Raw genomic sequence first — 22790 nt, 5'->3', positions numbered from 1 at the left:
GGCACAAAGGAGTGGAATATGTCTTTCAATATCGGCCTTAGCGGTCTCTATGCAGCCAACAAACAACTGGACGTGACTGGCAACAACATCGCCAACGTCGCGACCACCGGTTTCAAATCGTCCCGTGCAGAATTCGAAGACGTGTACTCGGCAAGCAAGCTGGGGTCCGGTAACAAGACCACCGGTAACGGTGTACGTCTGGCCAACGTTTCTCAACAGTTCACCCAGGGCGACATCAACAACACCGGTAACGTGCTGGACATGGGCATCAACGGTTCCGGCTTCTTCGTACTGAGCAACAGCGGTTCGCTGTCCTACACCCGTGCCGGTACGTTCAAGGTCGACAAGGACGGTTACGTCACTAACACCGACGGCACTTCGCGTCTGCAGGGCTACGGTGTGGATGCCAATGGCAAGATTCAGAACGGTGTGTTGACCGACCTGCGCATTGACACCTCCAACCTGGCGCCGAAAACCACCACCACCGTGTCGTCGACGATCAACCTGAACTCTTCGGCTGACATAATCGACCAGGCGGTTCTGACCAACAAGTTCGATCCGACCAAGTCCGCCACCTTCACCAAGCAGTTCAGTACCCCGATTTTCGACACTCAGGGCAACCAGCACACCATGGATCAATACATGGTCAAAACTGGGGCCAACACGTGGGATACCTACACCCTGATCGATGGTCGCAACCCGGATGGCAGCGACCCTGCTGTTGCCGCTACGGCTCCGGTCCCTTCGACCATGACGTTCGACACGTCAGGCAAGTTGCTCCAGGTCAGCACTCCGCCCGGCCCGACCATCAGCAGCGATCTGAAGATTACCGGCTGGGTTCCGGGCACCGTGACCGCCGGCGTCTGGAAAGCCAACGGCGCCGCCGCCGACCCGGCGGGTGTAACCATCTCCATGGCCAACACCACCCAGTTCAACGCCGATACCGCGCGTTCGATTCCTTCCCAGAACGGTTACGCCACTGGCCAGATCACCAACCTCACCATCGACGGAAGCGGTGTGTTGCTGGCTAACTTCAGCAACAATCAGACCAAGCCTATCGGCCAGATCTCCCTTGCCAGCTTCACCAACGAGCAAGGTCTGCAGCCAGTCGGTGGCACCAGCTGGAAAGAAACCTACGCGTCGGGTATCCCGGGCTACGATGCGCCGGAAACCGGCACCCTGGGTTCGATCGCCTCCAACTCCCTGGAAGAGTCCAACGTCAACCTGACCAATGAACTGGTCGACCTGATCAAGGCGCAGAGCAACTACCAGGCGAACGCCAAGACCATCTCCACCCAAAGCACCATCATGCAGACCATCATTCAGATGACCTGATGCTGGATAGCGCTGCATAAAGAGCCCCTCGCAAGAGGGGCTTTTTTATGGCTGGCAAAAAGATCGCAGCCTCGTTTCACTCGACAGCTCCTACAGGAAATAGCGGTCCCCTGTAGGAGCTGTCGAGTGAAACGAGGCTGCGATCTTTTGATCTTGAAAGGCAGGCAAAAGAAAACCCCCGACAATCCAGAGGACCGATCGGGGGTTATCCAGGTAAGCGCCTTTTAGCGCCTACCGGCTCAGCTTATTGGCAAGCTTCGCAATCCGGCTCGTCGATGGCGCAAGCCTTCGGCACTGGAGCAGGGCCGGCAGGCGCTGCCAGGACCGAATCTTCACCGTGGTTGCCGCCGCTGGAAACAGCGTTCAGCTTGCCGGTGTTGATGGTCGACTTCTCGGTGCTGGTCGCAGCCAGGGCACGGAGGTAGTAAGTGGTTTTCAGACCACGGTACCAGGCCATGCGGTAGGTCACGTCCAGCTTCTTGCCCGATGCGCCAGCGATGTACAGGTTCAGCGACTGAGCCTGGTCGATCCACTTCTGACGACGGCTTGCCGCGTCAACGATCCACTTGGTGTCCACTTCGAAGGCAGTCGCGTAGAGCTCTTTGAGTTCTTGCGGGATGCGCTCGATCTGTTGCACCGAACCGTCGTAGTACTTCAGGTCGTTGATCATGACCGAGTCCCACAGACCGCGAGCTTTCAGGTCGCGAACCAGGTACGGGTTGATCACGGTGAATTCGCCCGACAGGTTCGATTTCACGTAGAGGTTCTGGTAGGTCGGTTCGATCGACTGCGATACGCCAGTGATGTTGGCGATGGTCGCGGTCGGTGCGATGGCCATGATGTTGGAGTTACGAATGCCTTTCTGAACGCGGGCACGAACCGGTGCCCAGTCCAGGGATTCGTTCAGGTCAACGTCGATGTACTTCTGGCCACGTTGCTCGATCAGGATCTGTTGCGAATCCAGCGGCAGGATGCCTTTGGACCACAGCGAACCCTGGAACGTCTCGTAGGCACCGCGCTCGTCGGCCAGGTCGCAGGAAGCCTGGATCGCGTAGTAGCTGACCGCTTCCATCGACTTGTCGGCGAACTCGACGGCAGCGTCGGAACCGTAAGGGATGTGCTGCAGGTACAGAGCGTCCTGGAAGCCCATGATGCCCAGACCGACCGGACGGTGCTTGAAGTTGGAGTTCTTCGCTTGCGGCACCGAGTAGTAGTTGATGTCGATAACGTTATCGAGCATGCGAACGGCGGTGTTCACGGTGCGTTCCAGCTTGGCGGTGTCCAGCTTGCCGTTGGTGATGTGGTTCGGCAGGTTGATCGAGCCCAGGTTGCAAACGGCGATCTCGTCCTTGTTGGTGTTCAAGGTGATCTCGGTGCACAGGTTCGAGCTGTGAACCACGCCGACGTGCTGCTGCGGGCTACGCAGGTTGCACGGGTCTTTGAAGGTCAGCCATGGGTGGCCGGTTTCAAACAGCATGGACAGCATTTTGCGCCACAGGTCTTTGGCCTGGATGGTCTTGAACAGCTTGATCTTGCCCGGGTACTCGGACAGGGCTTCGTAGTACTCGTAACGCTCTTCGAAAGCCTTGCCGGTCAGGTCGTGCAGGTCCGGCACTTCGGACGGCGAGAACAGGGTCCACTTGCCGTCATCGAAGACGCGCTTCATGAACAGGTCAGGGATCCAGTTGGCAGTGTTCATGTCGTGGGTACGACGACGATCATCACCGGTGTTCTTGCGCAGCTCGATGAACTCTTCGATGTCCATGTGCCAGGTTTCCAGGTAGGCACACACAGCGCCTTTGCGCTTGCCACCCTGGTTAACGGCAACGGCGGTGTCGTTCACTACTTTCAGGAACGGAACAACGCCCTGGGATTTGCCGTTGGTGCCCTTGATGTACGAACCGAGTGCACGAACCGGAGTCCAGTCGTTGCCCAGGCCGCCCGCGAATTTCGACAACATGGCGTTGTCGTGGATCGCGTGGTAGATGCCCGACAGGTCATCCGGCACGGTGGTCAGGTAGCAGCTCGACAGCTGTGGACGCAGAGTACCGGCGTTGAACAGGGTCGGGGTCGACGACATGTAGTCGAAGGACGACAGCAGGTTGTAGAACTCGATCGCACGGTCTTCTTTGTTCTTCTCTTCGATCGCCAGGCCCATGGCCACGCGCATGAAGAAGATTTGCGGCAGTTCGAAGCGGATACCGTCCTTGTGGATAAAGTAACGGTCGTACAGGGTTTGCAGGCCCAGGTACGTGAACTGCTGATCGCGCTCGTGGTTGATCGCCTTGCCGAGTTTTTCCAGGTCGAAGGTCGCCAGGATCGGGTTCAGCAATTCGAATTCGATACCTTTGGCGATGTACGCAGGCAAGGCCTTGGCGTACAGGTCGACCATTTCGTGGTGGGTCGCGCTTTCGGCGACTTCCAGGAAGCTCAGGCCTTCGGCACGCAGGGTGTCCATCAGCAGGCGAGCGGTCACGAACGAGTAGTTCGGCTCACGCTCAACCAAGGTACGGGCGGTCATCACCAACGCGGTGTTGACGTCGGTCAGGGCCACGCCGTCGTACAGGTTTTTCAGGGTTTCGCGCTGGATCAGGTCGCCGTCGACTTCTGCAAGGCCTTCGCACGCTTCAGTGACGATGGTGTTCAGGCGGCCCATGTCCAGAGGAGCAAAGGTGCCATCGGCGCGGGTGATGCGGATCGACGGGTGAGCGTTGACTGCTTCTTCGGCCGGTGCGTGGGCAGCGCGTTCTTTCGAACGACCGTCACGGTAGATCACGTAGTCGCGGGCCACTTTCTGCTCGCCGGCACGCATCAGGGCCAGTTCGACCTGGTCCTGGATTTCTTCGATGTGGATGGTGCCGCCCGAAGGCATGCGACGCTTGAAGGTCGCGGTGACTTGTTCGGTCAGACGGGCAACGGTGTCGTGGATTCGCGACGAAGCGGCAGCGGTGCCGCCCTCAACTGCGAGAAACGCTTTGGTGATAGCGACGGTGATTTTGTCATCGGTGTAAGGAACGACAGTGCCGTTACGCTTGATCACGCGCAGTTGGCCAGGCGCGGTGGCGGACAGATCCGAAGTCGAATCTGCGGCCTGCGGCAAGGTGCCCTGCGGGTTCTCGCGAGTTGTGTCGGTTTGCATGGGGGGTTGTCTCCACATTCTCTATGTTTGTTTGGGCACCATCACGGTGCCCACCGTTCCGTCCTGAAGCACTACAACCGGCGAGGGGCCGGGCATACCAACTTCGGGACAGATCAGGAAGGGGCAATTGGGGCGCCGCTTCCATGCCGAAGTCTTTGGTCCCAGGCCTTGAACCTGAAACCGGGATCCTTTTGGGTGACAGTAATCGACTGCAACACCCGTACCGTTAACGCCGTATTCGGCTCAAAAACAGTAGCCATCCGCACGCGCGGTTTGGTCTTTCAAAAATACGTTTGGTTCAACCGGAAAGAGGCAATAAAAGCGCTTGAAATCGGTGGCCGGTTTGTGTTTTGTTTTTGGCGTAAAACCCTACATGTAGGGTTTTTTTCGCGCCGAGGTACAAGATAATGCGTTTTGGAGGGTGTTGCAACGTACTACCTGTGGATAAACCTGTGCGTAAATTGTGTGTGAAACGTAGAACGAGCGTGTAGGCCGCGACCTAGCTGGAGCGGACCGTTTTTCACTGATTTTCAATGATTGAAAACGGTCATTTGGATTTTTAAGGGCGCGAACCCTATCACAAAAAACCGCGTTGTCCGAACGCATTTACCGGCTTGTGTTCTTGGCGAGCGGCGTTTATACAATCGGCCAATGCAGATGCATTCTTATCCTCCCCAATCATTACAAAAAGACGGGCGGATCCTTCCTTATTAAGTGTTGTTGGCAAGCAGAGGTCACCGTGGAGCAAGAAGCCTGGCAGGTATTGATTGTCGAGGACGACCAGCGTCTGGCCGAACTGACCCGCGACTACCTGGAAGCCAATGGTCTGCGCGTATCGATCGAGGGCAACGGCGCCTTTGCCGCGGCACGGATCATCAAGGAGAAACCGGACCTGGTGATCCTCGACCTGATGTTGCCGGGCGAAGATGGCCTGAGCATCTGCCGCAAGGTCCGCGACAAGTATGACGGACCGATCCTGATGCTCACCGCCCGCACCGACGACACCGATCAGATTCTTGGCCTGGACCTGGGCGCCGACGACTACGTGTGCAAACCGGTTCGCCCACGTCTGCTGCTGGCGCGCATCCAGGCCCTGTTGCGACGCAGTGAAGCCCCTGAAGTGGCGCCGGAAAAACAACGGCGTCTGCAGTTCGGTCCCTTGGTGGTCGACAACGCATTGCGCGAAGCCTGGCTGAACGACAACGGCATCGAGTTGACCAGCGCAGAGTTTGACTTGCTCTGGCTGCTGGTGGCCAACGCCGGACGCATCCTGTCCCGGGAAGAGATTTTCACCGCGCTGCGTGGCATTGGCTATGACGGCCAGGACCGTTCCATCGACGTGCGCATCTCGCGCATTCGCCCGAAAATCGGCGATGACCCGGAGCATCCGCGGCTGATCAAGACCATCCGCAGCAAAGGTTATCTGTTCGTTCCGGAAGCCTGCACGCTGTGAACTCTATCTTCCTGCGCATTTACGGTGGCATGTGCGCGGCGCTGATTCTGGTCGCCGTACTCGGCGTGCTGGCCTTGCACCTGCTCAACCAGGTGCGCGGCGAGCAATACCGCGAACGCCTCGCCCACGGCACGTTCTCGTTGATGGCCGACAATCTGAACCCGATGAACGAAACCGAGCGCCACCGTGCCTTGCTGGTGTGGGAGCGGTTGCTGGGGATTCCTCTGGCGCTGAAGACCTTTGCCCAAACCGACCTCGACCTCACCCAACGCACCCGCGTGCTGCGCGGTCAGGCGCTGGTGGAACAGACCGGTCCGCACGCGGCGAAGGTGTATCGACTGGTCAGTGACAAGGAACAGTTGGTGCTGACCGGCGAAGTCCAGCAGATCAGCGAACAACTGGCCCGGGCGACTATTTACCTGTTGGCCGACGAACTGGTGCGCTACCCGGTGGCCGAGCAACCCGAGCGCCTGGCGCAGTTGAAGCGCGACAAAGGGTTTGGTTTCGACTTGCGGTTGGTGACGATCGAACAGGCGGACATGGACGAGGACCAGAGTCGCCGGGTGTCCGAGGGCGACACGGTGATGGCGCTGGGCAAGGGCGGTGATTCGATCCGGGTGTTTGCCGGCATGGTCGGTACGCCGTGGGTGCTGGAAATCGGCCCGTTGTATCAGATGAATCCTTATCCGCCGGAATGGCTGGTGCTGATCGCCGCCCTGGGTTTGAGCCTGATCGGCTTGATCGTCTATTTGTTGGTGCGCCAACTTGAGCGCCGTTTGCGTGGCCTGGAAGCGGCCGCCACGCGCATCGCCAAGGGCAGCCTGGAAACCCGCGTGCCGGCACGCGGCGCGGACTCGGTGGGACGGCTGGCTTCGGCGTTCAACGGCATGGCCGAGCACTTGCAGCAGTTGCTGGCGATCCAGCGTGAGCTGGTGCGCGCCGTGTCTCATGAGCTGCGCACACCCGTGGCGCGGTTGCGTTTTGGTCTGGAAATGATCGGCTCGGCCACCACGCCGCAGGCGTTGGAAAAATACTGTGAAGGCATGGACCACGACATCGAGGATCTCGATCGATTGGTGGACGAGATGCTCACCTACGCACGACTGGAGCAGGGCTCACCGGCGCTGAATTTTCAGCGGATCGATCTGGATGCGTTGGTCAATCAAGTGATCGAAGAACTGGCGCCGTTACGCGCCGAGGTCACGGTGCAGCGCGGTTTGTGTTTGTCCGCCGCTGACAACGACGACGCCTGGGTCGAGGCCGAGCCGCGCTACCTGCACCGGGCATTGCAGAACCTGGTGAGCAACGCCATGCGCCACGCTCAATCACGGGTGACCGTCAGCTATCAGGTGGGGCAGCAGCGCTGTCGAGTGGATGTCGAAGATGACGGGCCGGGTGTGCCGGAAACGGCCTGGGAGAAGATTTTCACGCCGTTCCTGCGCCTCGATGACAGCCGCACCCGCGCCTCCGGTGGGCATGGGTTGGGGTTGTCCATCGTGCGGCGAATCATCCATTGGCATGATGGCCGGGCGTTGATCAGCAAGAGCAAAAGCCTGGGCGGGGCGTGTTTCAGCCTGAGCTGGCCGAGGAATCAGGAGAAGCGTTGAGGCTTGTGGTGAATGATGGACCGCCTTCGCGAGCAAGCCCGCTCCCACAGGGGATTTGCGTGAGACATAGATCCAATGTGGGAGCGGGCTTGCTCGCGAAGAGGCCGTCCCAGGCCCCACAAATGTCAGGCCTTGATGCTGACCAGACTCAACAACTGCCCATCCACCACCCCGAACTGCGCCTCCAGCTCAGTGCCATTGCGCCACTCGCTGGACAAATCAGTCAGCAACCGCAGCCGCACTTCACCGCTCTCGGTCCACTCCAGCACTTCGGCATGTTCAAAATAGAAGCGCTGCTGAACGATCGGATACAGCGCCTTGAACAGGCTTTCCTTCACCGAAAACGTCAGGGTCACCAGCATCGCCAGTTGATCGCGAGGGCCAGCGGTCATGCGTTGCAACTCGGGCGGTGTGAGGATTTCCCCGGCCAGTCGCTCGGCCCGTTCAGGGTTGAGCAGGTTTTCCAGGTCCATCCCCAGGCCGCGCCAGTGGGTTTTCTTCGCGACAATCGCCGAGGCCCGGCCGGTGCTGTGGGTGATCGAGCCCGTGATGTGCGTCGGCCACACCGGTGCCCGGTCTTCGCCGATGGCCGGGATAAAGTTCAGCCCTTCCAACTGTTGCAACGCCGCCCGAGCACAAACCCGCCCGGCGAGGAACTCGGCCTGACGCTTGGCGACCGAACGCTGGATGGTGGGCGGCGGCTCGATGCCGCTGCGCTGGAAATCATCGCTGGCCAGTTGCGAGGTATCGAAGTGAGTGCTCAACAGCACCGTACCGGGCAGCGCAAACGGCAGCGGCCAATGGGCATCGAGTGGAGTGCAGCAGACGGGGAGGGCGGGGGCGCGATTCATGTGGGGCATTTTGCCGGGTTGCTCTCAGGCTGGGTAGTCTTGACGTTAGACCGAGGTGTTGCCATTCGCGAGCAAGCCCGCTCCCACATTGGATCTTCGTCGTGACACAAATCCAATGTGGGAGCGGGCTTGCTCGCGAAGGCCGCGCCGCGGTCTACCTGATCAACCAAAAATTTTTTTGAAGAACGCCTGCATGTCCGCCCAGGATTTTTCATCCGCCGCTTTGTCGTAGCCAATATCCGGCCCGGCATGATCGCCATGGCTCAACCGATCCGCATCAGGGTTGCTGAACCCATGCTTGGCGCCTTCAAGGCTGACGAACTTATAGTCAGCCCCAGCCTTGTCCATCTCAGCCTTGAACGCTGCCACGTTATCCGGCGTGATCATGCTGTCCATCGCCCCATGTTCAACAAGGATTTTCGCTTTCACACTACCCGGTGTGGCAGGCGTCTTGGTCGCCAGCGCGCCGTGAAAACTCACCACGCCCGCCAGCGGCAAACCCTGACGTGCCGCATTCAGCACCACGCCACCGCCGAAGCAATAACCGATAGCGGCGATTTTGTCCGGATCGGTTTGCGGCTGTTTCTTCAGCAGATCGAGCCCGGCCTGAAAGCGCGCGCTCGCCGCGCCACTGTCTTTCAACGCTGCCTGCATGAAGGCCATGGCGTCCTTGGGATGCTCGGTGTTTTTGCCATCGCCATACATGTCGATGGCCAGCGCGCTGTAACCCAGGCCGGCGAGATCACGGGCGCGACGCTTGGTGTATTCGTTGAGCCCCCACCATTCGTGCACCACCACCACGCCAGGGCGTGCGCCTTTGATGGCGTCGTCATAGGCGAAGTAACCGATCATCTTGGTGCCGTCAGCACTTTGATAGGGGATTTCCTGAGTCTTGATCGCGGCTTGGCTGAGCCCGCTCAAGGCCAGTAATACGAGGGCGAGGAAAACACGCATGGTCGGATCTCCTGCAAAGGGTCATCAAAACAGCCGAGTCGATTTGATTCAGCTCAGGTTCAGAGTGCGTTCAGGGGGAGTTCAGGGCCGGGTGAGTAACCTTGCCCCGTACCCAAATAGCACATAGCGCATAAGGAACGCCCCTATGACTGGCTTCAAAAAACTGCTTCTGGCTTTCACTGTCCTGAGCGCGAGTACCGCGGCTTTCGCTTCCAACGACAATTTCGCCAGCCTTACTTTTGGACAGACCAGCGACAAGGTTAAAAAGTCCCACGCCCTGAACGACAACCTCAACAGCCCGAACGCCGACGGCGTGATCGGCAAGGACAACACCTGGGGTGTGCGTCTGGGCCAGCAAAACAGCCAGGGCCGCTACTACGCCACTTACGACAACGTGTCGGGCTCGCACAATGGCATTAAACTGCGTCAGGAAAACCTCCTGGGCAGCTACGATCTGTTCTACCCGGTGGGCGGCAGCACCAAGTTGTTCGGTGGCGCCACGGCCGGGTTGACCAAAATGACTCAGGATTCCCCAGGCTTCAGCCGCGACAGCGACATCGGTTACGCCATCGGCGGCCAATTGGGTGTGCTGCAACAGGTTTCGCAAAACACCTCGGTGGAACTGGGTTACCGTTACCTGCGCAGCAACGCCAGCACCGAGATGAGCGAACGCGGTGGCAGCAAACAGGGTTCGCTGGACCTGACCAGCAGCGCCCAGACCTACCTGTCGGCGAACTACGCTTTCTAAGAAGCGTTCCGTGAAAGGCCTGAGCCGGATCAACCCAAGCGGCTGATCCGGCGTCGCCATGTTAGCCATCGAGGTGCACGTGCCTCTGGAGATGATGATTTGCCTGGGAGAGCGTTATGAAACTGCTGGTCGTCGAAGATGAAGCGCTGTTGCGCCATCACCTGCAAACCCGCCTGACGGACAGCGGCCACGTGGTCGAGTCCGTGGCCAATGCCGAAGAGGCGCTGTACCAGACCGAGCAGTACAACCATGACCTGGCGGTGATCGACCTCGGCCTGCCGGGCATGGGCGGGCTCGACCTGATCCGCCAGCTGCGCTCGCGCGGCAAGACTTTCCCGATCCTGATCCTCACCGCGCGCGGCAATTGGCAGGACAAGGTCGAAGGCCTCGCCGCCGGCGCCGACGATTACGTGGTCAAGCCGTTCCAGTTCGAAGAACTCGACGCGCGCCTGAATGCCTTGCTGCGCCGCTCCAGCGGTTTCACCCAGTCGACCATCGTCGCCGGGCCGTTGCTGCTGGACCTCAATCGCAAACAGGCGTCCCTCGATGAACAACCGCTGGCGCTGACCGCTTACGAGTATCGGATCCTCGAGTACCTGATGCGGCATCACCAGCAAGTGGTGGCCAAGGACCGCTTGATGGAACAGCTCTACCCGGACGACGACGAGCGCGATCCGAACGTGATCGAAGTGTTGGTCGGCCGTCTGCGCCGCAAACTCGAAGGCCCGGCCGGCTTCAAACCGATCGATACCGTGCGTGGCCTCGGCTACCTGTTCAATGAGCGCTGCACTTGATTCGTTCCCTTCGCGTCCGTTTGATGCTCGCCGCCACGATCCTGGCGGTGTTGTTCATGCTGGCGTTGCTGCCGGCGATGCAGGGCGCGTTCAGCCTGGCGTTGCAGGACTCGATCGAACAGCGCCTGGCGTCGGACGTCACCACGCTGATTTCCGCCGCCCGGGTGGAAAATAACACCCTGCAAATGCCGGCGCAGTTGCCCGACGAGCGCTTCAACCTGACCGACAGCCGTTTGCTCGGCTACATCTACGACCGCGAAGCTCACTTGGTGTGGCGCTCGAAAGCCACCCGCGAAGAGAAGATCAACTACAAACCGCGTTATGACGGACGCGGCAACGAGTTCGCCCGAATTCGCGAGGCCGATGGTCAGGAATTCTTCGTCTACGACGTCGAAGTCAAACTGCTCGGCGGCAAGAGCGCGGCGTTCAGCATCGTCGCGCTGCAACCGGTGCGTGAGTACGAAGCCACCCTCGAAGGCCTGCGGGAAAACCTCTACCTCGGATTCGGTGCCGCATTGCTGGTGTTGCTTGCGTTGCTGTGGATCGGTTTGACCTGGGGTTTGCAAGCATTGCGCCGACTCAGTCAGGAGCTGGACGAGATCGAAAGCGGCACCCGCGAAAGCCTAAGCGAACAACACCCGCGCGAACTGCTGCGCCTGACCGGCTCCCTCAACCGCTTGCTGCACAGCGAGCGCGAACAACGCAGCCGCTATCGCGATTCCCTCGACGACCTGGCCCACAGCCTGAAAACCCCGCTGACCGTGCTGCAAGGCGTCAGCGAGGACATGGCCCTGCGCCCGGCCGATCGCGATCAGGCCTGGGTGCTGCAAACCCAGATCGAACGCATGAGCCAGCAGATCAGCTATCAACTGCAACGCGCCAGCCTGCGCAAAAGCGGTCTGGTACGCCATCAGGTACGCCTGCGCCCGGTGCTGCAAAGCCTGTGCGACACCCTGGACAAGGTCTACCGCGACAAGCGCGTGCGGGTCGCCTTCGATCTGCCGGAGCAGTGTTACGTGCCGATCGAGCAGGGCGCGTTGCTGGAAATGATGGGCAACCTGCTGGAAAACGCCTATCGCCTGTGCCTCGGCGAAGTACGCATCAGCGTGCGTGAAAGCCTGAGCGGGATTGAGTTGTGTGTCGAGGATGATGGGCCGGGCGTGCCACCTGATCAGCGGGCGCGGATTCTGCAAAGGGGAGAGCGGCTGGATCGGCAGCATCCGGGGCAGGGGATTGGGTTGGCAGTGGTGAAGGACATCATTGAGAGCTACAGCGCGAAGTTGACGCTGGGGGATTCGCCGATGGGCGGGGCGGCGTTCCGGATTCATTTCCCGGTGGTTTGAGATCGGTGCGTGACCGAAAAGATCGCAGCCTCGTTTCACTCGACAGCTCCTACAGGGTTCGGCGTGCGCCTGTAGGAGCTGTCGAGTGAAACGAGGCTGCGATCTCTTGATCTTGAACGACGGTGTTTAAAACACATCTCCAAACACTCACTCAGGCTACACATCCTTGCGCCGCTGCCTACGACTACGCCAGAATCCGCCGGCTTGTGCGCCTTGGGTCTGGGGCCCTATCGTTTCCCTGTCGCTGACCATCAGCGATCGGGTTTAGCAGCTCGGGTCATCTCTAGACGTACAGCGTCCGCCGTTGATGTTATGGCGGCTTTGCGTGGGGCACTTCGGTGCGCCGGGTTCTAGAGTCCTGGTCTGCTAACCCGCGTACAGCCGCCACCCCTTTTTCGTTTAGCAGCGATGCGTAGCGGCTCCGTCACTCTAGGAGCTTCAAATGTTCAAGATCACCCCAAATCCCCCGGAAACCGACACGGTTTCCCCGCACGAAACCCCTGAGTCCAAAAAACTCAACGAAGCCACCGACCGCACCCTCGATCATTACCTCAACCCGGCCGTCCACATCAAAGCCACCCCACGCACACCCGGCACCATGTTCATCGTCAACCCGGAACTCGATACCGAAACCCTGTTGGCCCATGCGTGCGAGTCGCTGGCCTCGGCCAATGTCATGACCATGGACCTGGCGGATCATATGGAGGGGGCGAGTCGCAATTCGCTGTTGGGTATTGCGCAGATCATCACGCTGGGGGAGCTAGCGGTGAATCGGGCGCTGGATAACATCGATCCACAGGGCTAGCGGATTCAGCCCTCACCCTAACCCTCTCCCGGAGGGAGAGGGGACTGATCGGGGGATGTTCGGCCTATCCTGCGACCTGAAAGTCCTGCACCGAATCCATAATCGACGGGGTCTTTCAGGTCGCAGAATTTCTTAAAACAACTCGGTCAGTCCCCTCTACCTCTGGGAGAGGGTTAGGGTGAGGGCTGCTCCTGGGCGCGGTAAGCGCCCGGCGTCAACCCGGTCCATTTCTTGAACGCCCGGTGAAACGCCGAAGGCTCGGAAAACCCCAGCTGCTCGGCAATCTGTTGCAACGACAAATCCGCCCGCCCCAGGTGATAAATCGCAATGTCCCGCCGCAGCTGATCCTTCAATTCCTGAAAACTCGACCCTTCCTCCCGCAAATGCCGACGCAAGGTCTGCGGGCTGATGTGCAGGTGCGCGGCCACCTCTTCCAGGTCCGGCCAGCGTGAACTGTCGCGGCTGAGCAATCGGCGCAGCTGGCTGCTCAAACTGTCGCCGTCGTCCGGGCGCGACAACAGGTCGGCGGGGGAGTGTTCGAGGAAATGTTTGAGTGTCCGTTCGTCCTGCAGCAGTGGCATGTTCAGGTAGCGACTGTGAAACAGCAGGCTGCTCTGATCCGTGGAAAACTCCATCGGGCACGGGAACAGCAAATCGTATTCGGCGCCGTGCTCGGGTTTCGGGTAGCTGAACGTCGCCTGTTCCAGCCGAATGCGCTGGCCGATCAGCCAGCTGCCGAGTCGATGCCACACCATCAGCTGGCTCTCGGTGAGGAAGTGGTCCGGGTCGCGGAATTGCGAATCGTCGAGGCTCAGGCGAATCATGTCGTCTTCGCGGGTCAGGGTCAGACGCGGGCTGTCGGGGAATAAGCTATAAAATAATAAGCCGCGGTGGAGTGCTTTCTCCAGAGTGCGGCAGTGGATCACCGCATGGCACATCATCGCGAAGCTGCCGGTTTTGCTCGGAACCGGCCCGAAACCCAGGTATTCGTCGTCCAGTGCCAACCACAGTCCCTGGATCAAACGGGTGAACTGCTCGGGCGCGATGCGTGCACGTGGCTCCTCAAGCAACTCGGGGCTGATCCCCAGTTGTTGCAACAGTTCTGAATAGTCATAACCCAGCCGGCGTGCGCCACCAAGGGCGGCACGGGCGAAATGACTGGCGATGGTGCGTTCGCGCATAGAAGGCAAGTCCGTCCATTGAACGGCGGATGGTAGCCGTGGTGCCTGATGATGAACAAGGCGGATATCCGCCAATTTGCAGGACGAGGTTTGGTCGATGGGCGGAAATCCGCCACTTTGCGGTAACCGTTTGGTGACAAAGAAAAACCTGCAACCCTTGAGGTCAAAAGGCTTGCTGGCGATTTGACGAAGGTGGCACGGGCCTTGCGATACAACCCGCAGATGCCTGCCGTTGCGCAGCTCGACAAAACAAATCCCTCCAGTGCAGGAGGGTTCGCAATTGAAGTGTCTTTGGCAACAGATGGATGTTGTCACCGGGCACTCTTGAGGAACTTTGCAATGACGACTCGTCAGCCACTGTACAAATCCCTGTATTTCCAGGTGATCGTTGCTATTGCCATCGGCATCCTGCTCGGTCACTTCTACCCGCAGACCGGTGTGGCCCTCAAGCCGCTGGGTGACGGGTTCATCAAACTGATCAAAATGATCATCGCCCCGATCATCTTCTGCACCGTCGTCAGCGGTATCGCGGGCATGCAGGACATGAAGTCGGTCGGCAAGACCGGCGGTTACGCGCTGCTGTACTTCGAAATCGTTTCGACCATCGCTTTGCTGGTGGGTCTGGTGGTGGTCAACATCGTGCAGCCGGGTGCCGGCATGCACATCGACGTCACTACGCTGGATGCCTCCAAAGTCGCTGCTTATGTAGCGGCCGGTGCTGATCAAAGCGTCGTTGGCTTCCTGCTGAACGTGATCCCGTCCACCATCGTCGGCGCGTTCGCCACGGGCGACATCCTGCAAGTGCTGATGTTCTCGGTGATCTTCGGTTTCGCCCTGCATCGCCTGGGTGCCTACGGCAAGCCGATCCTGGACTTCATCGATCGCTTCGCCCACGTGATGTTCAACATCATCAACATGATCATGAAGCTCGCGCCACTGGGTGCCTTCGGTGCCATGGCGTTCACCATCGGTGCCTACGGTGTGGGTTCGCTGGTGCAACTGGGTCAGTTGATGGCCTGCTTCTACATCACTTGCCTGTTGTTCATCCTGGTCGTACTGGGCGGTATCGCTCGCGCTCACGGCTTCAGCGTGCTGAAAGTGATCCGCTACATCCGTGAAGAGCTGCTGATCGTGCTGGGTACTTCTTCTTCGGAATCGGTGCTGCCACGCATGCTGATCAAGATGGAACGCCTGGGCGCGCAGAAATCCGTTGTGGGTCTGGTGATCCCGACCGGTTACTCGTTCAACCTCGACGGTACGGCGATCTACCTGACCATGGCGGCGGTGTTTATTGCTCAAGCAACCGACACCCACATGGACATCACTCACCAGATCACCCTGCTGGTGGTGTTGCTGCTGTCCTCGAAAGGCGCTGCGGGTGTGACCGGTAGTGGCTTCATCGTGTTGGCGGCCACCTTGTCCGCTGTTGGCCACCTGCCGGTTGCCGGCCTGGCGCTGATCCTCGGTATCGACCGCTTCATGTCCGAAGCCCGTGCCCTGACCAACCTGGTCGGTAACGCTGTTGCCACCCTGGTTGTCGCCAAGTGGGTCAAGGAACTGGACACCGACGTGATGCACGCGGAACTGGCTTCTGGCGGTCGCGGTATCTCCGACGAGCCTAAAGACGATGTTCTGGGCCACGTCGAAGGGGCAACCCCAACCAACGTCAAATAAGACGGCTGCACTGAAAAAACCCGCTTCGGCGGGTTTTTTCATGCCTGCGATTTGAGCGTAACGGTCAGCGCAACTGACGCATAAGGTGATTGCTGCAATGCCGTCGGCTGCCTAGTCTGGAGGCATCGTTTACGGAGAACGCCCATGCTCGGTCCACTGGCATCCCTCAAGGTTCTGGATTTCTCGACACTGCTGCCGGGGCCGCTCGCCTCGTTGTTGTTGGCAGACATGGGCGCCGAGGTGCTGCGCATCGAATCGCCAACGCGCATGGACCTGCTGCGGGTATTGCCGCCTCACGATCAGGGAGTTTCAGCCAGCCACGCCTACCTCAATCGCAACAAGCGCAGCCTGGCGCTGGACCTCAAGCAGCCCGAGGCGCTGGAGGTGATCAAGCAGTTGCTGCAGGACTACGACATCGTGCTGGAGCAGTTCCGCCCCGGTGTGATGGAGCGATTGGGCCTGGGTTATGAAGCCTTGAAGGCGATCAATCCGAAACTGATCTACGTGTCGATCACCGGTTACGGCCAGACCGGCCCCTACAAGGACCGCGCTGGCCACGACATCAATTACCTGGCGCTGGCGGGGCTGGCGAGCTACACCGGCCACGCCGACAGCGGACCGCTGCCGTTGGGCATGCAAGTGGCGGATATCGCCGGTGGCTCGTTGCACGGGGTGATCGGGCTACTGGCGGCGGTCATCGCCCGGCAGCAAACCGGGCAGGGGCAGCATCTGGATGTGAGCATGACCGACTGCGTGTTCAGCCTGAACGCCATGGCCGGCGCCGGGTATCTGGCCTGTGGCGAGGAGCCGGGAAGGGAGAATCAGCTGCTCAACGGTGGCAGTTTCTACGACTATTACCGTTCCCGCGATGGGCGCTGGTTCTCGGTGGGCAGTCTGGAGCCCGCGTTCATGAAACAACTGTGTGCGGCGCTGGGGCGGCCGGAACTGGCGGCCAAGGGCCTGTCGCCCAAACCCGCCGAGCAACAGGCGCTGAAGAATGAGTTGAAAGCCGAGTTCGAGAGGCATGACTTTGCGCAACTGTGCGAGTTGTTTGCCGGGGTCGATGCGTGTGTCGAGCCTGTGCTGAGTTTGGGCGAGGCGGTGCAGCATCCGCAGTTGCAGGCGCGGACACTGGTGACCGAAGTGCCACGTGGTGACGGGACGACTCAGGCGCAGATGGCGTGTCCGTTGAAGTTTTCGCAAGGATTGCCCGAGCCGAGGCATATCGGTGCGGCCATAGGGCAGCATACGGATCAGGTGCTAAAGGAGTTGGGGTACAGCGCTGAGCGTATCGAGGAATTGCGCCGTGCCAAGGTGGTTGTGTAGGGGATGTCAGGACGCCTTCGCGAGCAAGTCGAATCGTCGCACCGCCGCTCCCACACTGGATATATGTCAAACCGAAGATCCCCTGTGGGAGCGGGCTTGCTCGCGAAGAGGCCGGCACAAACACAGAAAATTTAACTACTCGACCCGCATTTCCCCACTGAACACCAACGTGCTCCGGCACCGCCGACACAAATACCGCCGCCCCTGTCTCACCAAACCATGGCGCTGGGCCGAAAACGGAAAGTCACTGTCCGCACACGGGCATTTGTAGATGTAGCGGGTCACGCTGCGGCGTTTGACGTCATAGGTGTGGCAGCGATTGGGCGGCAGTTCGTACACGCCGCGCATGATCAGTTGCCACTCTTCGCCATGCGGCTGGATGCGGTCGCCGAACAGTTGATGGGCGATCAGGTGTGCCACCTCGTGAGCCACGGTCTGCTTGAGGAAGTCTTCGGTGTTTTCCCGGTACAGCTGCGGATTGAAGCGCAGCAGGTTCTCGTGCAAATGCGCGACACCGGCTTTCTGCCCGCGCAGCTTGAGACTCACCACGGGGCGTTTGAAAGGTCGTTTGAAAAAGGATTCAGCTAGTTGGTAACAGTCTTCGACGCGGGTATTGAGTTGCTCGGGCATGCTTGATGGATCTCCAGAGACGTCGAGTATGCCGCAACCCTCGGGAGTTGCGAATCGCCGAGGCGCCGAATGGTCGTCACCGTTTTCTATCCTTGAGCATTAGAAGGCCGCCTTGCGGCGGCCTGTGTTGGCAGATCTTGTTTTTGGGTGATGTGTTGCTAATTCGTATAGACCGGCCCCACGCCGAGTCCCCAGACAATTACCGTGAACGCCATGATGGCGACCAGCACCACCAGGCCTACAGCAAGCACCGAACTCGAAAACAGGAATCCCTCGTCTGATGGAATGTTCATGAAAGTGGGTAGCCCCACATACAGCAGGTACACCGTGTAGCAGATGGCCGCGGTGCCGACGATCATCCCGAGCCACATGTGTGGGTACAGCGCCGCCAGACCGCCGATAAACAGCGGTGTCGCGGTATAGGTCGCAAACGCAACGCAGCGTGCCAGGCTTGGGTTGGCGTCATAGGTACGAGCCATCCAGTGGATGAACGCGCCCATTACCGCCACACCGCCGAGCATCGCCAGGTACGACATGACCGTCATCCATATCGCGCTTTCCACCGTCAGCATCACCGGTGCGCGACTGCCAATGACCCAGCCGACCTGAGTGGTGCCGATAAACGCGGATATCGCGGGGATCGCCGCCAGAATCAGGGTATGAGTGAGATACATGTGACTGATGCTTTCCTCCTGGTCGCCACGAATCTCTTTCCATTCTTGGTCAGGGTGGGTGAAGAGCCCCACTACGTGATGGATCATGCCAGTCACTCCTCTTGTTTTTACCGTCGCCCCCCAGTGGAGCGCCTACGGGCCAAAGTGGCCGAGTAAGGAAAGGTCTGGATATGTGTGCGACCTTATGTCGCAGTATAGAAAGGTCTTAACGGCGCAGGTTGCAGGGCTTTAGAGCAAATTGCGCTGTAAACACGCCTGTTAATCGCCGCTGGGTCTGTGCTTTTGTGAAAACTGTGGCGAGGGGGCTTGCCCCCGTTGGGCCACGAAGTGGCCCCGAACAGGCGACTAAGCTCTACAGGTAATCCGCAGCGTCTGTTTTACGACTGCTTCGCAGCCGAACGGGGGCAAGCCCCCTCGCCACAAGTGCAGTGTTTTTGCGTAAAATGCCGGCCTTTCGTCACACCTCACGGATTTCGCGTCATGGGCACTCTTACGGTCAACCAGAACAAACTGCAAAAGCGCCTTCGCCGCCAGGCCGGTGAGGCTGTTGCTGATTTCAACATGATTGAAGACGGCGACAAGGTCATGGTCTGCCTGTCCGGTGGCAAGGACAGCTACACCCTGCTCGATGTGCTGATGCACTTTCAGAAGGTCGCCCCGATCAAGTTCGAGATCGTGGCCGTGAACATGGACCAGAAGCAGCCGGGTTTTCCTGAGCACGTGCTGCCGGCCTACCTCAAAGCGCTGGGCATCGAGTATCACATCGTCGAGAAAGACACCTATTCGGTGGTCAAGGAGCTGATCCCGGAAGGCAAGACCACCTGTTCGCTGTGCTCGCGCCTGCGTCGCGGCACGCTCTACACCTTTGCCGACGAAATCGGCGCGACCAAAATGGCCCTCGGTCATCACCGCGACGACATCGTCGAGACCTTTTTCCTGAACATGTTCTTCAACGGTTCGCTCAAAGCCATGCCGCCGAAGCTGCGCGCCGACGATGGCCGCAACGTGGTGATCCGCCCGCTGGCCTACTGCAACGAAAAAGACATTCAGGCCTACTCGGACTTCAAGCAATTCCCGATCATCCCGTGCAACCTTTGTGGTTCCCAGGAAAACCTGCAACGTCAGGTGGTCAAGGACATGCTTCAGGAGTGGGAACGCAAGACGCCAGGCCGCACCGAAAGCATTTTCCGCAGCTTGCAGAACGTGATCCCGTCGCAACTGGCGGACCGCAACCTGTTCGACTTCACCAATCTCAAGATCGACGAAACCGCAGCTTCGCGCTTCGTCAACGTAGTAAACCTCTGACACAAATTGTGTGGGAGCGGGCTTGCTCGCGAATGCGTAGTGTCAGTCGACATCAATGTTGAATGACACTACGCATTCGCGAGCAAGCCCGCTCCCACAGGGTTTTCATTTCAATCCTCAGGAGAGGGCATGCGCGATTACAAGTGGCTGCACGAATACTGTCTGAACCGCTTCGGTTCAGCGGCTGAACTGGAAGCCCATCTGCCCGTTCCGAAAACCCCGGCGCAATTGCGCAAGATCAGCGACGACCGCTACCTCTCGACCATGGCGCTGCGCGTCTTCCGCGCCGGGCTCAAGCACAGTCTGGTGGACGCCAAATGGCCGGCGTTCGAAGAAGTGTTCTTCAAGTTCGACCCTGAGAAAGTCGTGCTGATGAGTGCCGAACACCTTGAGCGCTTGATGCAGGACGCGCGGATCATTCGTCACCTGGGCAAACTCAAGAGCGTGCCGCGCAACGCGCAGTTCATTCTGGATGTGGCGCATGAGAAGGGCAGCTTCGGCGCGTTGATCGCCGATTGGCCGGTCACGGATATCGTTGGGTTGTGGACCTACCTGAAAAAGCGCGGCCATCAATTGGGCGGGTTATCGGCACCGCGGTTCTTGCGCATGGTCGGCAAGGACACGTTTGTTCCGAGCTACGACGTGGTCGCGGCGTTGAATGCGCAGAAGATCGTCGACAAGGTGCCGACCAGTCTGCGGGATCTGGCCACGGTGCAGGGCGTGTTCAACCAGTGGCATGAAGAAAGTGGTGGGCGGCCGATGAGCCAGATATCGATGATGCTCGCCTACACAGTGAATCATTAACACCGAGTCGCGCCCTTCGCGAGCAAGCCCGCTCCCACGTTCGACCGAGTTCTTTCAGGAGGAATGCGATCAAATGTGGGAGCGGGCTTGCTCGCGAAGGCGTCAGATCAGGCGATGCGAATCTCGCCCTCGCCAGCCAACTTGCGATTGAGCTGAAACCGCCACCGCACATACAGCAGCGCCGAGCAGAACACCGCCAGGCTCGCGCCCATTTCCAGCAAGCCAAACAGCTGCCGGTTCGGGTCATACGCCGCTAATGCGCCCTTGATGAAATACAGGTTCACCACAAAACACATCCATGAATGCCCGCGCGCGCTGCCGATAATCATCCCCGGCGCCAGCAACAGCAGCGGCACCAGTTCGATCAGCAGAATCACCCACGGCCGGGCGCCGTGCAGGTCGGCGACCACCAGGTAGTAGACGCACAGCAAGCCCACCAAACCGAAGTAACACAGCAGGCTGATGACGCGCATCGCTCGGACTCGGGGTTCGAGCCATTCGATGGAGGGCAAAATCTTCGGCTTTTTGGCCACGTCAGTTCCCCAGTTTCTGTGCAGTCTTCGCCAAGCGCAGGCCCAAGGCCCGGCACAGCGCGACTTCATGTTCATTCAAGCCGCTTTTGCCATCGGCCCCGGCGTGATGACTGGCGCCGTAAGGCGTGCCGCCGCCACGGGTTTCCAGCAGGGCCGATTCGCTGTAAGGCAGGCCGGTGATCAGCATGCCGTGGTGCAGCAAGGGCAACATCATCGACAGCAGCGTGGTTTCCTGGCCGCCGTGCAGGCTCGCGGTGGAGGTGAAAACGCCAGCCGGCTTGCCCACCAGAGCGCCGGTCAGCCACAGGTTGCTGGTGCCGTCGAGGAAGTACTTGAGCGGCGCCGCCATGTTGCCGAACCGGGTCGGGCTGCCCATGGCCAGGCCTGCGCAGTTCTTCAAATCGTCGAGGCTGGCGTACAGCGCGCCTTCGTCCGGAATATCGGGCGACACGGCTTCGCACTCGGTGGAAATCGGCGGCACCGTGCGCAGGCGCGCTTCCATCCCGGACTGCTCGACGCCACGGGCAATCTGCCGGGCCATTTCATTGGTCGAGCCGCTGCGGCTGTAATACAGAACCAGAATGTACGGCGCACTCACGGCAGCAACTCCAGCACATTCTCCGGCGGACGGCCGATGATGGCTTTGTCGCCGACTTCGAGAATCGGTCGCTCCATGAGTTTCGGGTTGGCGGCGATGGCGGCGATCAATTGCGCCTCGCTCAAGCTGTTGTCGGCCAGGTTGAGGGTTTTGTACTCGTCCTCACCGGTGCGCAGCAGTTGTCGGGCGCTGATGCCGAGCTTTTTCAGCAGGCTCTGGATTTGCGCAGCGTCCAGCGGGGTGTCCAGGTAGCGGACCACCGTCGGGGTCAGGCCACGGGCTTCGAGCAGTTCGAGCGCACCGCGGGATTTCGAGCAGCGCGGGTTGTGATAAAGCGTCAGATCGGTCATGTGCGGTTCGCATCTTGCGTAAGGTGACGGCTATTCTAACTGTGCAGCGCGTAATCCAGAACCTTGGGAGGCGATGGGTCGCAGGCGCATTCAATTTTGAACAAGGAATACGACATGACTAGGCGACTGGCAGCGGCATTGGCGATCATCGGTACGTTATTGCTGGGGGGCTGTGGTAACGACTATGGCATCGACCAGAGCGGCCACAAAGTCGCCGCCGGACGTCTGGACAAACAATGGCTGGTACTCAATTACTGGGCTGAATGGTGCGGGCCGTGCCGGACCGAGATCCCGGAATTGAACACCTTGGCCGATCAGCTCAAGGACAAGAAGATTGGTGTGTTCGGGGTCAACTTCGACAATGTGCAGGGTGAAGAGCTGAAAAGCGCCAGCGAGAAGCTGGGGATCAAGTTCACCGTGCTGGCTCAGGATCCGGCGGAGCTGTTCGAACTGCCACGCAGCGAGGCGTTGCCGGTGACTTACATCATCGATAACAAGGGCAAGGTAAGGGAGCAACTGATGGGGGAGCAGACGGCGGCGGGGGTGATGGCGAAGCTTGAGGCGTTGCAGGCGAAGAATTGAGTGCGCTGATCGTTCCCACCTGTGGCGAGGGGATTTATCGGAATGCCGCACCACCCCGTTGGGTTGCGCAGCGACCCCAAAAAAGGGACTGCTGCGCAGTCCAA

Annotated in this window: 21 protein-coding genes; 12 read left to right on the top strand and 9 right to left on the bottom strand. The window is 59.6% G+C overall.

Going from position 1 to position 22790, the window contains the following annotated elements:
* Window positions 1–18 precede the first annotated feature (18 nt).
* A complete protein-coding gene (gene flgE / locus ACSQ87_RS24490; protein WP_150657144.1) occupies window positions 19–1335 on the top strand; it encodes a flagellar hook protein FlgE in 1317 nt (438 codons plus the stop codon).
* A gap of 244 nt (window positions 1336–1579) precedes the next feature.
* Here the strand turns inward: flgE and ACSQ87_RS24485 are convergent, their stop codons facing one another.
* Window positions 1580–4474, bottom strand: a complete 2895-nt coding sequence (locus ACSQ87_RS24485; protein ID WP_134103925.1) for a ribonucleoside-diphosphate reductase subunit alpha — start codon at window positions 4472–4474, stop codon at window positions 1580–1582.
* Window positions 4475–5213: 739 nt separating this feature from the next.
* Here ACSQ87_RS24485 and ACSQ87_RS24480 point away from each other — a divergent pair.
* Window positions 5214–5927, top strand: a complete 714-nt coding sequence (locus ACSQ87_RS24480; RefSeq protein WP_436274555.1) for a response regulator — start codon at window positions 5214–5216, stop codon at window positions 5925–5927.
* On the top strand, window positions 5924–7534 hold the full coding sequence (locus ACSQ87_RS24475) for an ATP-binding protein (protein ID WP_095132467.1): 1611 nt from the start codon (window positions 5924–5926) through the stop codon (window positions 7532–7534). The genes ACSQ87_RS24480 and ACSQ87_RS24475 overlap by 4 nt, the downstream gene beginning before the upstream one ends.
* 125 nt (window positions 7535–7659) lie before the next feature.
* On the opposite strand, the gene ACSQ87_RS24470 is transcribed toward ACSQ87_RS24475, so the two are convergent.
* Together ACSQ87_RS24470 and ACSQ87_RS24465 are read right to left on the bottom strand one after the other, a co-directional pair.
* Complete coding sequence (locus tag ACSQ87_RS24470; RefSeq protein WP_436274554.1) at window positions 7660–8385, bottom strand: 4'-phosphopantetheinyl transferase family protein; 726 nt, start codon at window positions 8383–8385, stop codon at window positions 7660–7662.
* A 162-nt stretch (window positions 8386–8547) separates the two neighbouring features.
* The gene (locus ACSQ87_RS24465; RefSeq protein ID WP_436274553.1) at window positions 8548–9339 is read right to left on the bottom strand and encodes a dienelactone hydrolase family protein; all 792 of its coding nucleotides are present in this window, start codon (window positions 9337–9339) and stop codon (window positions 8548–8550) included.
* Between the two features lie 145 nt (window positions 9340–9484).
* On the opposite strand from ACSQ87_RS24465, the gene ACSQ87_RS24460 reads away from it, so the two are divergent.
* The 4 genes from ACSQ87_RS24460 (at window position 9485) to ACSQ87_RS24445 (ending at window position 13029) form a co-directional block, all read left to right on the top strand.
* Complete coding sequence (locus tag ACSQ87_RS24460) at window positions 9485–10087, top strand: porin family protein (RefSeq protein WP_150657140.1); 603 nt, start codon at window positions 9485–9487, stop codon at window positions 10085–10087.
* A gap of 116 nt (window positions 10088–10203) precedes the next feature.
* Window positions 10204–10881 (top strand): response regulator, encoded by a 678-nt coding sequence (locus ACSQ87_RS24455; RefSeq protein WP_046046505.1) that lies wholly within the window; start codon window positions 10204–10206, stop codon window positions 10879–10881.
* Window positions 10878–12224, top strand: a complete 1347-nt coding sequence (locus ACSQ87_RS24450; RefSeq protein ID WP_223433648.1) for an ATP-binding protein — start codon at window positions 10878–10880, stop codon at window positions 12222–12224. The genes ACSQ87_RS24455 and ACSQ87_RS24450 overlap by 4 nt, the downstream gene beginning before the upstream one ends.
* A gap of 442 nt (window positions 12225–12666) precedes the next feature.
* Window positions 12667–13029: a DUF6124 family protein gene (locus ACSQ87_RS24445; RefSeq protein ID WP_436274552.1), complete on the top strand. Its 363-nt coding sequence runs from the start codon at window positions 12667–12669 to the stop codon at window positions 13027–13029.
* A gap of 173 nt (window positions 13030–13202) precedes the next feature.
* Here ACSQ87_RS24445 and ACSQ87_RS24440 read toward each other — a convergent pair whose 3' ends face one another.
* Window positions 13203–14210, bottom strand: coding sequence for an AraC family transcriptional regulator (locus ACSQ87_RS24440; protein ID WP_436274551.1), 1008 nt, complete (start codon window positions 14208–14210; stop codon window positions 13203–13205).
* Window positions 14211–14549: 339 nt separating this feature from the next.
* Here ACSQ87_RS24440 and ACSQ87_RS24435 point away from each other — a divergent pair, with 339 nt between their 5' ends.
* The gene (locus ACSQ87_RS24435) at window positions 14550–15884 is read left to right on the top strand and encodes a dicarboxylate/amino acid:cation symporter (protein WP_436274550.1); all 1335 of its coding nucleotides are present in this window, start codon (window positions 14550–14552) and stop codon (window positions 15882–15884) included.
* A gap of 144 nt (window positions 15885–16028) precedes the next feature.
* Window positions 16029–17210 (top strand): CaiB/BaiF CoA transferase family protein, encoded by a 1182-nt coding sequence (locus ACSQ87_RS24430; protein WP_436274549.1) that lies wholly within the window; start codon window positions 16029–16031, stop codon window positions 17208–17210.
* Between the two features lie 135 nt (window positions 17211–17345).
* Here the strand turns inward: ACSQ87_RS24430 and ACSQ87_RS24425 are convergent, their stop codons facing one another.
* Both ACSQ87_RS24425 and ACSQ87_RS24420 read right to left on the bottom strand, forming a co-directional pair.
* Window positions 17346–17840, bottom strand: coding sequence for a SprT family zinc-dependent metalloprotease (locus ACSQ87_RS24425; RefSeq protein WP_033055255.1), 495 nt, complete (start codon window positions 17838–17840; stop codon window positions 17346–17348).
* A gap of 158 nt (window positions 17841–17998) precedes the next feature.
* On the bottom strand, window positions 17999–18601 hold the full coding sequence (locus tag ACSQ87_RS24420; protein WP_095132452.1) for a Yip1 family protein: 603 nt from the start codon (window positions 18599–18601) through the stop codon (window positions 17999–18001).
* 393 nt (window positions 18602–18994) lie between these two features.
* Here ACSQ87_RS24420 and ttcA point away from each other — a divergent pair, with 393 nt between their 5' ends.
* Window positions 18995–19819: a tRNA 2-thiocytidine(32) synthetase TtcA gene (gene ttcA, locus ACSQ87_RS24415; RefSeq protein ID WP_150657134.1), complete on the top strand. Its 825-nt coding sequence runs from the start codon at window positions 18995–18997 to the stop codon at window positions 19817–19819.
* A gap of 129 nt (window positions 19820–19948) precedes the next feature.
* Window positions 19949–20623, top strand: a complete 675-nt coding sequence (locus ACSQ87_RS24410) for a DNA-3-methyladenine glycosylase I (RefSeq protein ID WP_074879137.1) — start codon at window positions 19949–19951, stop codon at window positions 20621–20623.
* Window positions 20624–20730: 107 nt separating this feature from the next.
* On the opposite strand, the gene ACSQ87_RS24405 is transcribed toward ACSQ87_RS24410, so the two are convergent.
* From ACSQ87_RS24405 to arsC, 3 genes are read right to left on the bottom strand one after another with little or no spacing between them, the layout of a single operon-like run.
* Window positions 20731–21156 (bottom strand): DUF2069 domain-containing protein, encoded by a 426-nt coding sequence (locus tag ACSQ87_RS24405; RefSeq protein ID WP_436274548.1) that lies wholly within the window; start codon window positions 21154–21156, stop codon window positions 20731–20733.
* A 1-nt stretch (window position 21157) separates the two neighbouring features.
* Window positions 21158–21754, bottom strand: coding sequence for an NAD(P)H:quinone oxidoreductase (gene wrbA / locus ACSQ87_RS24400; RefSeq protein ID WP_046046494.1), 597 nt, complete (start codon window positions 21752–21754; stop codon window positions 21158–21160).
* Window positions 21751–22104, bottom strand: coding sequence for an arsenate reductase (glutaredoxin) (gene arsC, locus ACSQ87_RS24395; RefSeq protein ID WP_223433247.1), 354 nt, complete (start codon window positions 22102–22104; stop codon window positions 21751–21753). The genes wrbA and arsC overlap by 4 nt, the downstream gene beginning before the upstream one ends.
* Window positions 22105–22218: 114 nt before the next feature.
* Between arsC and ACSQ87_RS24390 the strand changes: the two genes are divergently transcribed.
* Window positions 22219–22686 carry a TlpA disulfide reductase family protein gene (locus ACSQ87_RS24390; protein ID WP_436274547.1) on the top strand — a complete coding sequence of 156 codons (468 nt, stop codon included), beginning with the start codon at window positions 22219–22221 and terminating at the stop codon, window positions 22684–22686.
* Window positions 22687–22790: the final 104 nt, after the last annotated feature.

The sequence above is a fragment of the Pseudomonas sp. LjRoot277 genome, assembly GCF_964253845.1.
Classification (GTDB): domain Bacteria; phylum Pseudomonadota; class Gammaproteobacteria; order Pseudomonadales; family Pseudomonadaceae; genus Aquipseudomonas.
The sequence above is the reverse complement of the archived record's forward strand: the minus strand, read 5'-3'. Positions and strand labels throughout refer to the sequence as shown.